General features: G+C 56.9%; 8 protein-coding genes. 7 read left to right on the forward strand and 1 reads right to left on the reverse strand.

What is annotated here, in order from left to right; all coding sequences use genetic code 11:
• Both AC0V6Q_RS00640 and AC0V6Q_RS00645 read left to right on the forward strand, forming a co-directional pair.
• Complete coding sequence (locus AC0V6Q_RS00640; protein WP_486166516.1) at window positions 1-2214, forward strand: autotransporter assembly complex protein TamA; 2214 nt, start codon at window positions 1-3, stop codon at window positions 2212-2214.
• Window positions 2214-6449: a translocation/assembly module TamB domain-containing protein gene (locus AC0V6Q_RS00645; protein ID WP_486166517.1), complete on the forward strand. Its 4236-nt coding sequence runs from the start codon at window positions 2214-2216 to the stop codon at window positions 6447-6449. The genes AC0V6Q_RS00640 and AC0V6Q_RS00645 overlap by 1 nt, the downstream gene beginning before the upstream one ends.
• On the opposite strand, the gene AC0V6Q_RS00650 is transcribed toward AC0V6Q_RS00645, so the two are convergent.
• Window positions 6446-7099 (reverse strand): lysozyme, encoded by a 654-nt coding sequence (locus AC0V6Q_RS00650; protein WP_486166518.1) that lies wholly within the window; start codon window positions 7097-7099, stop codon window positions 6446-6448. The two genes, AC0V6Q_RS00645 and AC0V6Q_RS00650, sit on opposite strands and share 4 nt — an antisense overlap.
• A gap of 212 nt (window positions 7100-7311) precedes the next feature.
• Between AC0V6Q_RS00650 and AC0V6Q_RS00655 the strand changes: the two genes are divergently transcribed.
• The 5 genes from AC0V6Q_RS00655 to AC0V6Q_RS00675 all read left to right on the forward strand — a co-directional run bounded on the left by AC0V6Q_RS00655 (window position 7312) and on the right by AC0V6Q_RS00675 (window position 14873).
• Entirely contained in the window at window positions 7312-9594 is a 2283-nt protein-coding gene (locus tag AC0V6Q_RS00655) for a putative bifunctional diguanylate cyclase/phosphodiesterase (protein ID WP_486166519.1), read from the forward strand.
• A gap of 78 nt (window positions 9595-9672) precedes the next feature.
• Window positions 9673-9885: a helix-turn-helix transcriptional regulator gene (locus AC0V6Q_RS00660; RefSeq protein WP_486166520.1), complete on the forward strand. Its 213-nt coding sequence runs from the start codon at window positions 9673-9675 to the stop codon at window positions 9883-9885.
• Window positions 9875-10531, forward strand: coding sequence for a hypothetical protein (locus AC0V6Q_RS00665; RefSeq protein ID WP_486166521.1), 657 nt, complete (start codon window positions 9875-9877; stop codon window positions 10529-10531). Before AC0V6Q_RS00660 ends, AC0V6Q_RS00665 begins: the two co-directional genes overlap by 11 nt.
• Before the next feature lie 298 nt (window positions 10532-10829).
• Complete coding sequence (locus AC0V6Q_RS00670; RefSeq protein WP_486166522.1) at window positions 10830-12764, forward strand: vanadium-dependent haloperoxidase; 1935 nt, start codon at window positions 10830-10832, stop codon at window positions 12762-12764.
• A gap of 168 nt (window positions 12765-12932) precedes the next feature.
• Window positions 12933-14873, forward strand: a complete 1941-nt coding sequence (locus AC0V6Q_RS00675; RefSeq protein ID WP_486166523.1) for a putative bifunctional diguanylate cyclase/phosphodiesterase — start codon at window positions 12933-12935, stop codon at window positions 14871-14873.
• The last annotated feature ends 66 nt before the right edge of the window (window positions 14874-14939 follow it).

Consider the following 14939-nt stretch of genomic DNA (forward strand, 5'->3'; position numbering starts at 1 on the left):
ATGATATCGGGACTAAGACTGGCTCTCGCGGCCGGACTGCTTGTTTCCGGCACCGCGGCTGCCGGGCAGGAGAACTCGTCCCCGGAAAGTGTGCAGCCCTCTGGTTCTGACGATGTGTCGAACCAAACGCTCGGCGATCTCATACCGGAGAGCGCCGTTGAGAACCCGGAAGACTGGGCAACGAGAGACGACAACGTCACTTCGCCGCCCGACGCGGTCGTGCCTCCACCGGAAAGCCCGGGTCCTGAGCCCTTGCAAGCTCCCGCTCCTTCGTTTGACATAGACGGAGCGCTGGAGACCCTCGACATTGCCGAGCCAGAACAGCTTGAGCATGACGCTGATCGCCCGTCTTTTGCCGACATCGACGCGCCAAGCCTGGTGGATTTGCCGGATCTGGCCGAGGTCGAGATTAGCGATCAACTCATCCTCGCTTTCCCGGCAGAGCTCGCCCGGTTTCCCGAGGAAGAGATTTTCATCGCCCGGTTCCGCGCATTGTCCGCAATTGAGGCGCTTGGCACGGGCGAAGATACAATCCCGCAGCTTGCCGCCAGAGCGCGCGCTGACGAAGACCTGCTTTCAGCGATGCTGCGCAATTACGGCTATTATGACGGCGAAGTCATCCAGCAACTTTCCGGGGGCAGGCGCGGTTTTGCTGACGAAACCGACCGTTTCAATGACCAAACCGCCGACCGTGACCCCAAGGTGCGGTTCGATGTGCTTCCGGGCGAGCAATATACATTTGATGTGATTGATCTGGGGGCGCTTGATCGTCTGGATCAAGAAGAGCGCACGCCGCTTGCAAGGGCGTTTGGGATTACCTCGGGCGATCCGGTTTACGCGGATGCTATCGTTGCAGGCGAGGCCCGGCTACGGTTGGCGCTTGGCGAAAATGGCTATCCCTTTAGCGAGCTTGGCGAGCCTGATCTGCTGATCGATCATTCCCGCGAAATGGGTGATCTCACGCTGTCGGTTGAACCGGGCGGACAATTCACATTCGGAGAAGTGGTCAGCGATGACCCAAATTTCCTCTCGGGGCGACATCTGGGACGCATTGCCCGGTTCGATAAGGGCGATCTTTATCAAACAAGCATGCAGGCAGATTTGCGCCGCGCGATCCTTGCGACAGGACTTGTATCGTCGGTCGCGATCACTCCGCGTGCGGTTTCCGAGCCTGTTGGCGACCAGCCGGGCGAAGTTGCATTGGATGTGGCGATTGAGCGCGCGCCTTTGCGCACAATATCCGGCGCGGTCGGATATGGTACGGAAGACGGCTTCAAGCTTGAGGCGGCATGGGAGCATCGCAACCTCTTCCCGCCTGAAGGGGCGCTGCGCCTTCGCGGTATCGTTGGTACGCGCGAACAATTGGCCAGCATCACCTTCCGGCGCAGCAATTTCCGCGCGCGGGACCAGATTCTCTCGGTCGATGCCTTCGCAAGCGATATCGAGACCGAAGCGGTTGATGCGCGCACTGTCGCCTTGCAAGGTACGTTTGAACGGGTCTCTAATCTACTGTTTCAAAAGCCGTTCAGCTGGCAGCTGGGCGCAGAGCTTGTTTACACCGATGAACGCAACCGCGTGACAAATGGCATCGCGCGTCCGCGTCAGGAATATCTGATCGGCGGTGTCTTTGGCAGGGCGACCCTTGATGGAAGTGACAACCTACTCGATCCCAGAAACGGGTACCGCGTATCCTTCTTTGCCGAACCGGAATTCTCACGCAGTTTGAGCGAAAACTCGCCCTATGTGCGGGCCCGTTTCGATGCGAGCTACTACCAGCCGGTGGGGAGCACAGTGATCGCGGCACGCTTTGCGGCGGCCACGGTTTTTGGCGCGGACCTGCTGGATATCGCCCCATCGCGCAGGCTTTATTCGGGTGGTGGCGGATCGGTTCGCGGATTTGGCTTTCAAGCCATCGGTCCGCGCAATGAATTTGATGAGCCCCAAGGTGGGCGCTCCTTAATCGAAGCCGCCGTCGAAGCCCGCATTCCGACCGGCTTTTTGGACGGAGCGATTGAAGTGGTTCCTTTCTTCGACCTTGGCTCGATCTCAAGCGAAGAGCGGCCCGATTTCGATGTTGTACGCGCAGGCGCCGGCATTGGCATTCGGTACAAAACCAGCTTTGGCCCGATCCGCGTTGATGTCGGCGTGCCTCTCAATCCAACGCCAAATGATGCGCCAGTCGTCGTCTATGTCAGTTTGGGGCAGGCATTCTGATGGCGGATCCGGAGAACACCGAAGAGCAAGAGCCACGCGAGGCGAAGCGCAAAAGAGTTTGGGCCAAGCGGCTTGGCTGGGTTCTCTTGATTGTGCTCGTCCCACTTGTTCTCGGCGCAGTGTTTTTGTCCTCGCCTATTGGAAAGCGGTTCGTCGCCGATCAGATCGCCAGCGCTGCTCCGGCATCGGGTCTTCGGTTTGAAGTCGGGCGCATCGAAGGCGACCTTTATCAAAAGGCTGTGCTGCACGATCTGGTAGTCAAAGATCCCAAGGGCAAGTTTCTAACCATTCCCGAAGTGGAACTCGATTGGCGGCCCCTCGCGTGGCTTTGGAGCGGTATCGACATCCGCCAGCTGATCGCAAAACGCGGGCGGTTGGAGCGGTTGCCGGAATTGCTGCCCGGTGATCCGGACGCGCCAATCTTGCCCGACTTTGATATTCGTATTGACGAGTTTGAGCTGGACAACTTCAAGCTCGCTCCCGGTCTTGCAGGGGAAGAAGCCCAGCGGGTCGATTTCGGGGCGAAAGTCGATATCCGAAAGGGCCGGGCTCTGGTCGATGCGCAGGGACGGTTTGGTCCCGAAGACCGTGTTAAACTCTTGCTCAATGCAGAACCTGACGGCGACCGGTTCGACCTCGCATTGGATTACAACGCTGCCCAAGATGGACCTATCGCTAAGCTTTCCGGATTGGGCGCAGCGTATGAGGCGCGTATCGAGGGCGAGGGTGCATGGTCGAACTGGCTCGGCTACGCTTTGGTCAAGCGCAAGAATGCCTCGCAGGAAGACAAGCGCGTTGCCGCCCTCGAATTGACGAATAAGTCCGGCCAGTTTGGCGCCTTGGGAATAATCTCCCCCGATCTTGCACCCGCTTCGACACTGGGCAGGGCCCTTGCGGGCGGGGTCGCCTTGGCGATGGCTGGCACGCTTGAAGACAGCGTATTTGACGGCCGGATCGCGGCGGTCAGCGACACTTTGGATGTGCGCGGCAATGGCGCAATTGATCTGGCTGGCAACCGTGCAGACGGTTTTAACGTTGGTCTTGATGTTCGCGATCCGGATTGGCTTGCACCGGGTATCGGGCTGCAAGGGGGCAGGCTTACAGCTTTGGTCGACGGCCCGTTCAGGGACCTTGAAATCGACCACCAATTGGATGTTGAGGCGCTCGTAATCGGGCAATCCGTTACAGTCTCGCGCCTTTCGCAAGCTGGCACCGCGACCTTTGACGGTGAGACGTTTCGCCTGCCGCTTTCCGCTGAAACCGAGCGGGTTCTGACCGGCAATTCTGTCATCGACGAACGGCTTATAGGTGGAACGCTCCAAGGGATGCTCAGCGTGGTTGGCAGTGACCTTGCAGCGGACAATACGAAGATCATCTTCCCCGATCTGGACGGCGAAATCACATTTCGTGGTGATTTGAGCAACGGTGTTTTTGCGGTGGCTGGCCCTGTGAGAGCGCGTGCACTGACATTGGAAAATGTGGGGCTTGTCACGGCGGACGCCAAGATTCTGGCGAAATTCGGCGGCGGTATTCCGTGGAGCTTGCGCACCAATCTTGCAGGGGTCGCCAGCCAGTTCGAAAACGCCTCAATCCCAACCATCGCAGGCGATAGCGTACGGTTCAAGGGAAGCCTCGGGATGGGCGCGCAGGCCCCCATCGTGCTTCGCGATGTGACACTGGAAAGCGAGCGGCTGAACGCCCGGCTCGACAGCCGGATTGTGGGGGACCGTTCGACCCTTTCAGGTGCCGGGAGCCATGTCCAATACGGGGCCTTCGACTTCGATGCCGAGATCGCAAATGAGGGCGTTCGCGCGGATCTGGTTCTGGCCGATCCTTATCCCGCAGCCGGTCTGAAAGATGTGCGTCTTGGAATTGCCCCTAGCGGTGATGGTTTTGCTATTGATATGGCAGGCGGGTCGATGCTTGGTCCATTTGTAGGCGAGCTTGCTCTCGAGCTTCCGGCCAACGGACCCAGCCGCATCGGCGTTGAAACCATGCGCATTTATCGCACCAATGTGACCGGAGCGCTCACATTCGGGGAACAGGCGCTCAATGGGAAACTGTCGCTGAGCGGGGGTGGGATAGACGGAGATATCGCGCTGTCACCGGCCGCCAATGGTGCACAAGGGTTCGACCTTGACCTGACCTCACGCGGCGCCCGCTTTGGCGGGGATTTTCCGGTCGCGCTTGAATATGCCGATGTAAACGCAAGTGGCGTATTCGGAAGCGCTGCCGGTACAAATTCGAACCGGATCGAGGGCGCAATCGCTGGCAGGGGGCTTGAGTACGGTGCTCTCCGGCTGAACGCCTTTAACGCCAAAGCGCAAATCGTTGACGGTAGCGGAGATGTTCAGGCCTCGATTGCAGGCAGGCGGGCAAACCGGTTCCAGCTCAAGCTTGATGGCGACTTTTCGCCGCGCCGGATCGCCCTGATCGCGCAAGGCGAATATGGCGGCAGGCCGATTACCATGCCGCGCCGTGCCGTACTCACCCCATTGGACGGCGGGGGATATTCGCTCTCTCCTACCCAGATCGGTTTTGCCCGCGGCTTTACGCTGTTGGAAGGCCAATTGGGCGGCGAGAACACCCGGATCGAAGCCCGCTTTGCAAAGATGCCTTTGCGCCTTGCCGATCTTGCTGGCGCGGATTTGGGGCTTGGCGGATTGCTTTCAGGAGTTTTCGAATTCGCCCAGTATGGAAGCGGTCCTGCAACGGGTAATGCCCGGGTGAAGATCGACGGGTTCACCCGCTCCGGCCTTGTTCTGTCATCGCGCCCGATCGATGTTTTTGCGGTGGCGGACCTGTCGCAAAGCGAACTTGCGGTAGGAGCGCGGTTAACGGAAGGCGACAACCGGTTGGGCCGCCTCAATGCGAGGGTTAGCGGGTTGGACAGCCCAAGCCTGCGCAGCCGGTCCGTGAGCGAGAGGGTCTTGCGCGGTCGGCTAAATGCACAGCTTGGCTATGACGGCGCGGCAGAGGCTTTGTGGCGTCTGCTCGCGATTGAGGTGTTTGATCTGACTGGGGCCCTGAACGTTGATGCCCGTGCGACTGGCACGCTCGAAGCGCCGCGTATCGTCGGAGATCTTTCCAGCGACAATTTGAGAATACAAAGCGCCGTTTCAGGAACCGACATCAGTCAGGTTTCGGCCCGTGGCCGGTTCGAAGGGTCAAAGCTTGAGCTTACCCGCATTTCCGGCGTGACCAATGGCGGCGGCACTGTCACCGGAAGCGGCACTGTGGACCTTGCCGATATGTCCGGATCGCGCGGGCCAGGAATTGATATTCGCGCAGCGGTTTCCAACGCGAGGTTGCTCAATGCCAACGGGCTGGAGGCAACGATCACAGGGCCGTTGCGGATTGTCTCTGATGGTTTAGGCGGCGCGATTGCTGGCCGGGTGGAAGTCAACCGGGCGAGCTGGGCATTGGGCGTCGCCGCAGAGGATTTGCGTCTCCCGACGATCCCGACCCGCGAGACAGGCCGGCCGCTTCAAACTGCCCTTGCCACGCCGGCGCGAAACGGCGGATGGCGCTATCTGATCGATGCAAAAGCCCCGTCGCGCGTGGAAGTTGACGGCCTTGGTCTCGATAGCGAATGGGCCATTGATATTGCATTGCGTGGGACCGTGAATGACCCGCGGATTGGCGGCGAGGCTCGCCTTGTTCGGGGCGATTATCGGTTCTCTGGAACCCGATTTGAGCTGACGGATGGGCGTATTGCATTCGACGCGAGCAGGCCCATCGATCCACGGCTTGATATTCAGGCTGAGGCGAGCGCCAACGGGACAGATGTGACCATCGACATCACCGGAAATTCGCAGGTACCGCAAATCGCATTTTCCTCAGTACCCGCATTGCCCGAGGAGGAGATCTTGTCGCGGTTGTTGTTCGGCGGGTCGGTGACCTCGCTTTCGGCGACCGATGCCATTCAGCTTGGCGCTGCTCTTGCCTCCTTGCAGGGCGGTGGAGGCGGGCTTGACCCGATTGGCGATTTGCGCCGTTCTATCGGACTGGATCAATTGCGGATTGTAAGCGCGGACCCTGCCTTAGGTCGCGGGACCGGTGTTGCTCTTGGCAAAAACCTTGGACGGCGTGTCTATGTTGAGCTGGTGACCGATGGACAAGGGTACAGCGCGACGCAGGTCGAATATCGCATCACCAGCTGGCTTGCATTGTTGGGTAGTGTGACGACCATCGGGCGCGACAGCGTCTTGGCCGAAATCAGCCGCGACTACTAACCTTCAATATAGAGCCGCGCTTCTTCGCGCCGCCTCTTCACCAGTCCTTTAAGCACCCTGCCGCCCGCTTTGTTCCAGCGCGCAAATTCGGCCGCCGCGCCTGCAAAATCGCCTTCCTTGTGCTTTCGCGTAAGTGTCGCCCGGCGAATGGCGCCTGTGTTGTAGTGAAAGCTCACCATTGCATCGAATTGGCCTTGCGTGGTCGGCGCGCCGTCAATCACGCGCGCAACCTCTTTGGCATAGATGATAAGATCGGATGCAAGGCGCGCATCGCACTGCGCCTGTGTCCACACACTACCCGGACCGATCCGCCCGTCGGTGTCGAACTCCATGCCTGTGGCGCCCCATCCAATGGTCCAAGGCTCGGCACCGGTGCCGGGATCAGGATAGGCCTCTACCAATCCATCACGCCTTAGCCGCGCGCATCCTTCAAATCGCTTGATAAGCGCAATTCCGCGCGGTCCGATGGTCCGTTTGGCACCCAATATAGGTTTGCTGCGGCCAGAGATATTTTGCTCAAGCGCCTCGTCCAAAAGCTCAACCTCGGACTGGCGAAACTTGCGCCCCAGCAATTTGCGGACAAGGTCGAAGACCGGTTTGCGTGAACGCGTGGACAGGCGCGTGGTTGGGGGCGGAGTAACGTCGGACATATGGGCTACCTCAAGGTCGATTCGGGAAAGACGAGGCCGTTTGATTAGTCACAACATGGGCAAGTAGGAAAACAGTTTAGCCAAATCCTACCAGAGTATTGCCAGGCACATCCGTAGATGGCGCGAGGCTGCGGCTACCTCAAATCAACTCTCCAGATTTAATGACCGCGTGATGCAATCGACTGCAAAAGCGAGGTTATCTTAAAGAGGTCATGGGCTTACATCTCATCGACACAGAAAAGGAGCGCCTCGCATCGCTTCGCGCTTTGGAGCTGCTCGACACGCCTCCATCCGCGATGTTTGATCGCATAACGAAACTTGCGTCAGTCCTGTTCGATAGCGCTATTTCTGTAATCTCGCTGGTGGATGAAGACCGGCAGTGGTTCCTATCCCGAGTGGGTTTGGAGCCTGCGCAAACTGCGCGTGAACACGCATTTTGCGCTGTGACTATTTCCGAAAACTGCGTTCTGGATGTGCCGGATGCATCGCTGGATGAGCGTTTTTCGGATAATCCGATGGTCACAGGGGCGCCGTTCATTCGCTCCTACATCGGGCATCCCGTGCGCAGTCCGGAAGGCTTTCTTATCGGGACCCTTGCAGTTATCGATCCGCGCCCTTCGAGGTTTGACGGCATCAACCGTGAAAAACTCAAGGTGTTGGCAGGCGTGGTTGAAGATCTGCTGCGGGCACACAAGCACACCATCGAGATGACCGGGCTTGCTGAACAGGCGCAGGATAAACAAGGCGATCTCGAGAAGGCCAACCGCATCTTTGTCGCTGCTGAAAAAGCTGCGCGGATCGGGTCGTGGGAGATTGACCTGACGACAATGGACCTCACCTGGTCAGAAGGTGTCTATGAGATGCACGGCATCCCGGTGGGCCAGGATGTCTGCGTCGAAGATGCCATCAATGCCTATGTGTCCGAAGACCGCGAACATGTCTCAGCCTTGGTGGACGCCGCGTTAGAGAATGGTGAGCCATTCGAATTCGAGGCCAATTTGGAAGCAAAGGATGGCAACATCCTGCGCGTGCAATCGCGCGGGGAATGCATCACGGGTGATGAGAAGAGCCCCGACAGACTCGTGGGGGTGATCCACGATATTACCGAAGCGCACCGTGCGAAAACGGCGCTCCAGCGTGCGGCAGATTATGACCGCCTGACCGACCTGCTCAACCGAAACGCATTCGACCGCATCCTTGGCGAAAAGATCAAACTGCAAAGCGCAACGGGTGAACCGCTTGCCGTGATGCTGATCGATCTGGACGGGTTCAAAGCGATCAATGACACCTTTGGACACCTTGTCGGTGACATGGTCTTGCAGCAGATGAGCGACCGTTTGCGCAAGACCGTCCCCGAAGATGTTGTGATCGCAAGGTGGGGCGGGGACGAGTTTGTCTTCATCCTCCCCCTGGGGTCCACACGATCCGATGTAGAGGCCTTGTGGGACCTGATGTCGGAAGCCGTTTACAAGCCGTTCCTGATTTCCGGGCGAAAGCTCATGATCCACGGCACCGCCGGGGTCGAAATCAGCGATGAGGTGATCGGTGGACGCGAAATTGTTCGCCGGGCTGACCTTGCGATGTACACGGGCAAGAAACGCGCATCAGCGACATTAAGCTTTTACGATGCCGCCCATGCGCAAGAACATACCGACAAGATTCAAGCGGTCACAGAGGTTCGCGAAGCTATCCAGTCAAACCGTCTTTTTGCCGCCTATCAGCCGATCGTCGATCTTCTGACGCAGGAGGTGGTTTGTATCGAGGCGTTGATGCGCGTGAGAGCTCGCGATGGCACTGAACTGACCGCAGGCAATCTGATGCCTGCGGTTGTCGACCCCCATGTCTCGCGCGAGATCAGTCAGGCCATGGTGCGCAACATCTGCGCCGACCACCTCGCAATTAGGCGCGACATAGGCACGCTGCGGTCAATCAGTTTTAACGCCAGCGAAGCCGATTTGCTCAGCCAGAATTATGCGCCCAACCTTCTGGGCAAGCTCACAGCGGCGGGGATTGATCCCGCATCGCTGACCCTTGAAGTCACCGAGACCATGTTGATGGTGAACGACAACGACACCGCGAGAAATGTCCTCACGGACCTCAAAGAAGCGGGAATGAAGATAGCGCTTGATGATTTTGGAACCGGCTATTCATCGCTCACCCACTTGCGCGATTTTCCAATTGATATCGTCAAGATTGACCGCAGTTTTGTAAGGGTAATCAGCTCAGATCACCAATCGCGCCTTATCGTTCAGGCCATGATTGCCATGGCTCAAAGCCTTGAGATTGATGTCATCGCAGAAGGCATCGAAAACGAGGTCCAGCGCGATCTGCTCGCGGTGATGGGTTGCCGTTACGGGCAAGGATATTTGCTCGGGCACCCCCAACCTCAGGCGCGCTTGGCACAAGAGATCGAGCGCACAGCTGCCCATCGCTCCACCGATACCAGAACGGGATCGGAACGCCGGCGCAATGTGGCTCACAGTCCCACAGGGTGACAAGAGCTCTTGACTGACAAGAGTTCTTTACAGTAAAGACCTCTTTACAGGCACGAATCGCCATGAAGGGGCTCTGGTTTGGAAAACCGCGTTAAAGATCATCGTGAAAAACACAGCTGGAGCCAGGGCGAACTGGCGCGCCGGCTGGGCGTTTCGCGGCAAACGATCAACGCGGTTGAAACAGACAAATATGACCCCTCGCTTCCGCTCGCACTACGCATGGCGAAGCTGTTTGGTGTTTCGGTGCCCGACCTTTTTATCGATCATTGGGAGCCGAGTGATGATGAGTGAAGCAAAAGAAGACCCGAAGGGCGGAACCATGAAGAAGCTTATCCTCCCGCTCGTTATGGGAGGCGTCGTTGGTTTTGCGATTGCATTTGGCATCGGCAGGTTTGGCGATGGCTTGGGTGAAACAGGCCTTTCTACTTCGGCTGAAATCGCGATGGTTGTTGGCGCGTTATACGTGATTATGGGCATGTTTGTCGGCGGTGGTACCATGCTGCCCGGGGCAGGCGCAAAGTTTCTCAATGTCGAGGACGCCGATGAGCTGCGCGAGCAGCGTTCCATGCTGCTCTTGTCCAGCTATGCGATGAGCTTGTGGGGAGCAGCGCTTATCATTCTCGCATTGAGCGGCATCATTTCCGCTTTCACTCCTGGAATGTCGCTTGCGATTGCGGGTGCACTTTATGTGGTCGGTATCTACTTCGTTGTTCAGTCTTATGCCAAAGCGGATGAGCTGATGATGGCGGTCAATCGCGAAGCGGGCAATTGGGCCTATGGCCTCTCTTTTGCCTTTCTCGGTGGTTGGAGCGCGCTTGCCCATGTCGGCTATCTCGCCCCGCCAGAACCGCTCGATTTGCTCAGCGCGTTCTACGCCTTGGTCTTGCTCGCAACTTTTATTGCCGCTGGCCGGCGCGGGATGCTCAAAACCCGGTAAGCTAATTCCCCAATTTAAAATACGCCCCGCGCAAACCTGGTTTGCGCGGGGTTTTCTGTGGATCTCATGCAAAAACCGGGTGTTGCGGGGACAATATGGTTATTTGGCGAAGTTCAATTGGTAAGTTGCATCAAGAGAAGGTAAACTAAAAAATGCCATATATCTCTTTGAAAAGTCGATTATTTTGAACAGATCATCAAAGGCTATGTGCAATAATCACATTACGGAAGTAATCGCGGCGAATATGAGAAGGGAAAAATAACACGGGTCTGCTGCAATCAACATAATGGAGGACCCGATGCCAAATAATGATAGACGAATTGAATCCCGGCGTTTCAGAGTAGATGCCGCAGACCTTGCGTTTAACCGCGATCATCCTGATCATACAGCCAATGGCGATGAGCAACGCTTCGCCTCGGCGAACTATGCTATGAGTTTTACCAAAGGGCTCGACCATGATCCCAACACTGGGCTTGTGCGCGACAAAAACCACTTTGAAGCTTTTCGCAGCGCCATCGACAATGGCGTAATCGAGGATTTTACCACCCGCGTGCCAGTTCCGCGCGAGGTCGACAAAAATTGTAAAGACAAGCGTGACCGCGCCCGCCGCCAATGGGAAGCGCCGACAGCTGGCCTTGTGTTCGATCTTGAAGGACCGGACGCACAGGCCGTCACCATGCCGCCAGCCCCTGCCATGTGCAGCGACGAGCTGACCTTTGAAATGGCGGAAGTGTATGAGCTGGCGCTGCTTCGCGACGTGCCATTTGCACAGTTTGATGAGCACGGAGCCTCGCCAAAGCTCAAGGCGACGCTGGCTCGCCTCAATCACATGGAATATATCAAGCATGCTCAGAAATGCTGTGAGTTTGAAGGCCGTCCTCGGATTGTGAATGAGAAGGGCTTGCTCGATCCACAAAATGTGTTCCGCGGTTCGTCTCCAGGGGTCGATAAGGGGCCCTATCTTTCAGCCTTCATGCTGATGGGCAATGGCGATCAGACCGGCAATCTTGGCGCGCTTGACGGACAGGTGCGCTACGGTGCGCAAGTAATCGATCAGAAGGTGCCGCAAGCACCGGTCGGCGATGATTACATGGTCGATCGAGGGGAATATCTCGAGGTTCAGCAGGGTTTTGCTGTGCAAGCCGCCGATTGCTCTGGCTCGGGCCAGGCATTGCGAGGGCAGCCGCGCCGGTTCATTCACACGCCGCGCGATTTGGCGACCTATGTGCACTTTGATGCGCTCTATCAGGCCTATCTCAATGCCTGCCTTATCCTTCTGGGCGACGGTACGGCCTTTGATCCGGCATTTGACAAATTGTCGGGCTCATCGGGCGCGAAAGTGTTGATCGATGCACGCGACCAAAGCTCAACCGTTGATGTGAATGCAGGTGGTTTTGCCCTTTATGGCGGCCCGCACATTCTAACGCTGGTGACCGAAGTTGCGACTCGAGCATTGAAGGCGGTCCGTTTTCAGAAGTTCAACACTCACATTCGCTTGCGGCCAGAGGCTTTAGCCGCTCGGCTGGAGTGGTCGACGGCGATCGAGAAGACTTATCCTGCAGTCTGCGATTCCTTCACCAAAATGAAGAAAGACCTTACGAAAGCGCCCAACCGTTCCACGCCTTCGCTGATTGATGCGATCATGGACCACAATGCGTCGCTTAAGAAACCGAACACGGCGGCGAAGACATGTCTGTTGCCGATGGCGTTTGCTGAAGGCTCGCCCATGCACCCGGCCTATGGTGCAGGGCATGCGACCGTCGCGGGTGCTTGCGTGACTATTCTGAAGGCCTTCTTTGACACATCGGCGCTTCTGGTTGAGATCACGCGGGTTCTGGACAAGAACGATTGTCAACCCAAGCGCGAGGAGACCATGATTGGCTTCTACACCGAAGAGCAGATCGCTGGCTTCACCGGTGCTTGCAATGTGCTAAAATCCAAAGTGCGCTACATTAAGATTGGCACCAACAACAAGGGCACGGGGCTAACCACTACGACTGTGGAATGTCCGCTTACCCTCGAAGGGGAGCTCAACAAGCTTGCCGCAAACATCTCGATTGGGCGCAATATGGCTGGTGTTCACTACTTCACCGACTATTTTGACAGCGTGCGCATGGGTGAGGAAATCGCCATCGGCATGCTGGAAGAGCAAGCGATTGGCTATCCCACCGATCCGTTTGTGATGTCAGTGCCTACCTTCGATGGTCCGGTAGAGCGCATCGGTGCTCGCTGATCGATTTGATTAAGCCTGTTTAAACGGGCACGAAAGCAAAGGGCCCCGGCCGTAGCAATACGCTGGGGCCTTTGTCTTTTGGTGCAGCGACTAAATACTTCAGCCCGTCTTTCTACAACCCCCAAAAAGAAACCCGATGTTAATGGCTCCACCCTAACGCCCTGAACTATGGGCTTTTTGCAATCATCTTCCGGATATAAGGGCGCAAATGATCTTACCCAGTCATCGCTAGGGGAAATCTATCGTCCGATCCTGCGCGGCTATTTTGTAGTCTACGGGCTCTATTACACGATTATGCTTGGGCTGAATTGGCTCAGCATGGACGCCGGTCGCGATTTTCTGATGCTTCAATCAGCCACATTTGTGGCGACCTGTTTTGCAGTCTTTGGGGCTTGGCGAATGCGCAAGTCGCAGGATGAGCCGACGACCGAAGCTTTATTGCTCGGTATGAACTTGCTTGTGGTTGGAAACGTTTGGGTCGCTCTTGAAATCGGCTTTGTCCCTGAAAAGCTCACATATTTTATTATTTCGTCGATGCTGTTTGCATTGGCCAGTCCAACTTTCCGGCAATCGCTCGTGGCAATTGCGATCGCCCTCATGGCAATGTTCTCCTTTGTCGACAGGCTTGATGCTGCAACGTTGAGCGCGTTTGGCTACCTGACATTCGGGGCGGCGATGTCTTCGCTCGCAATTGCATTTTACCTGCGAAAGGCAATTTCGCGGATCGCTGATGCGAATGAACAAGCGCGCGTGGAACTGTCCGATGCGATGGCTCTAGGCTCCGAAATGCGTGAAAAATCACTGTCGGACAGCCTGACGAAGCTTCCGAACCGGCGCGCATTTTTTGCAGCGCTCAAAGACGTTGTGCGTGGGGCAGAGGGCGAGGAAACGAGCGCTAATGCTGCCGATGACACATGGCTGGTGCTGCTCGATCTTGATGGCTTTAAAGCGGTGAATGATGTGCACGGACATAAGGCAGGTGACCTTCTGCTTGTCGCGATTGCGGACCGTTTGCGTGATTTTGCGAAGACTGGCGCACATGTCAGCCGGATGGGCGGCGATGAGTTTAACATGATCGTGACCGGCGTTGCGAATGTGGACGATCTGCGCGACCGTTGCGCCGAGCTCCTGCGCGAACTGGCTCAGCCTTATGTGATTGAAGGGCGCAAGGTGCGTGTTTCATGCTCGGCTGGGTGCGTCCAGTTCGATCCGTCACTTCCCTCAGATGCGCAAATCAGCAATGCCGATTATGCTCTGATGGTCGCAAAGAAGCAGGGCAAGAACCAGGTCGTGCTGTTCGATCAAGAGCATGAGGCCGAAGCCAAAATACGTCTAGAGATTGAATCGGCGCTGCGCGGTGCGGACCTTGCAGACGAGATTTCGGTAGTGTTCCAGCCTCAGGTCCGACTTGGCGACAATGCGGTGGTCGGCGCCGAGGTACTAGCCCGTTGGACCAGCCCGGCCGTTGGGACAATTCCGCCCGACCGTTTCATCAAGATTGCCGAAGAAAGCGGTCTTGTAACAAACATCACTCTTGTGGTTGTTCAGAAGGCTCTGGATGAACTGCGCGGGTGGAGCAACAAGCTCCCCATATCGATCAACCTGTCGGCTCATGATCTTATGTCAGATCCTGCGATTGATCAGATTATTGAGCTGATCGAGCGATACGAAATCTGTGCCTCTTTGATTGAATTTGAAGTTACCGAAACCGCGATGATGAGCGATATCCAGAAAGCGACCGCGAACCTGATACGCTTGGCGGATGCAGGCTATTCGATTGCGCTTGATGACTTTGGCTCCGGCTATTCGAACTTCAGTTACCTTCGCTCGCTTCCGATCACACGATTGAAAGTCGACCGCTCCTTCATCGAAGACCCAAGCGATCCTATGGCGGAGAAGGTCCTCGCTTCGCTCGTCGGGATGGCCCGCGTGCTGGGCGTCAACTGCCTTTTGGAAGGGGTTGAAAATGAGATTGCACTGCTGATGGCAAAACGCGCAGGGGCAGAACTGGTTCAAGGGTACCTGTTTTCAGAACCGATGAGCGCGCACGACTTGCGCGATGCGCTGGCGGTTGGGCGTTCCGTGATTGAGAAGCGCGAGGCCGGATAGCAAAAGGGGCCAGCCATGCGGCCAGCCCCTTTCATTTGTGTTTGAGCGCAAAGCGCGCCGCCAAAT

It is taken from the genome of Erythrobacter sp. S227, from assembly GCF_057364925.1.

What these genes read in the sequence shown, in the direction of transcription:
- AC0V6Q_RS00640 (WP_486166516.1), top strand. Translation starts at nt 1, where the DNA reads ATGATATCGGGACTAAGACTGGCTCTCGCGGCCGGACTGCTTGTTTCC.
- AC0V6Q_RS00645 (WP_486166517.1), top strand. Translation starts at nt 2,214, where the DNA reads ATGGCGGATCCGGAGAACACCGAAGAGCAAGAGCCACGCGAGGCGAAG.
- AC0V6Q_RS00650 (WP_486166518.1), bottom strand. Translation starts at nt 7,099, where the DNA reads ATGTCCGACGTTACTCCGCCCCCAACCACGCGCCTGTCCACGCGTTCA.
- AC0V6Q_RS00655 (WP_486166519.1), top strand. Translation starts at nt 7,312, where the DNA reads ATGGGCTTACATCTCATCGACACAGAAAAGGAGCGCCTCGCATCGCTT.
- AC0V6Q_RS00665 (WP_486166521.1), top strand. Translation starts at nt 9,875, where the DNA reads ATGATGAGTGAAGCAAAAGAAGACCCGAAGGGCGGAACCATGAAGAAG.
- AC0V6Q_RS00670 (WP_486166522.1), top strand. Translation starts at nt 10,830, where the DNA reads ATGCCAAATAATGATAGACGAATTGAATCCCGGCGTTTCAGAGTAGAT.
- AC0V6Q_RS00675 (WP_486166523.1), top strand. Translation starts at nt 12,933, where the DNA reads ATGGGCTTTTTGCAATCATCTTCCGGATATAAGGGCGCAAATGATCTT.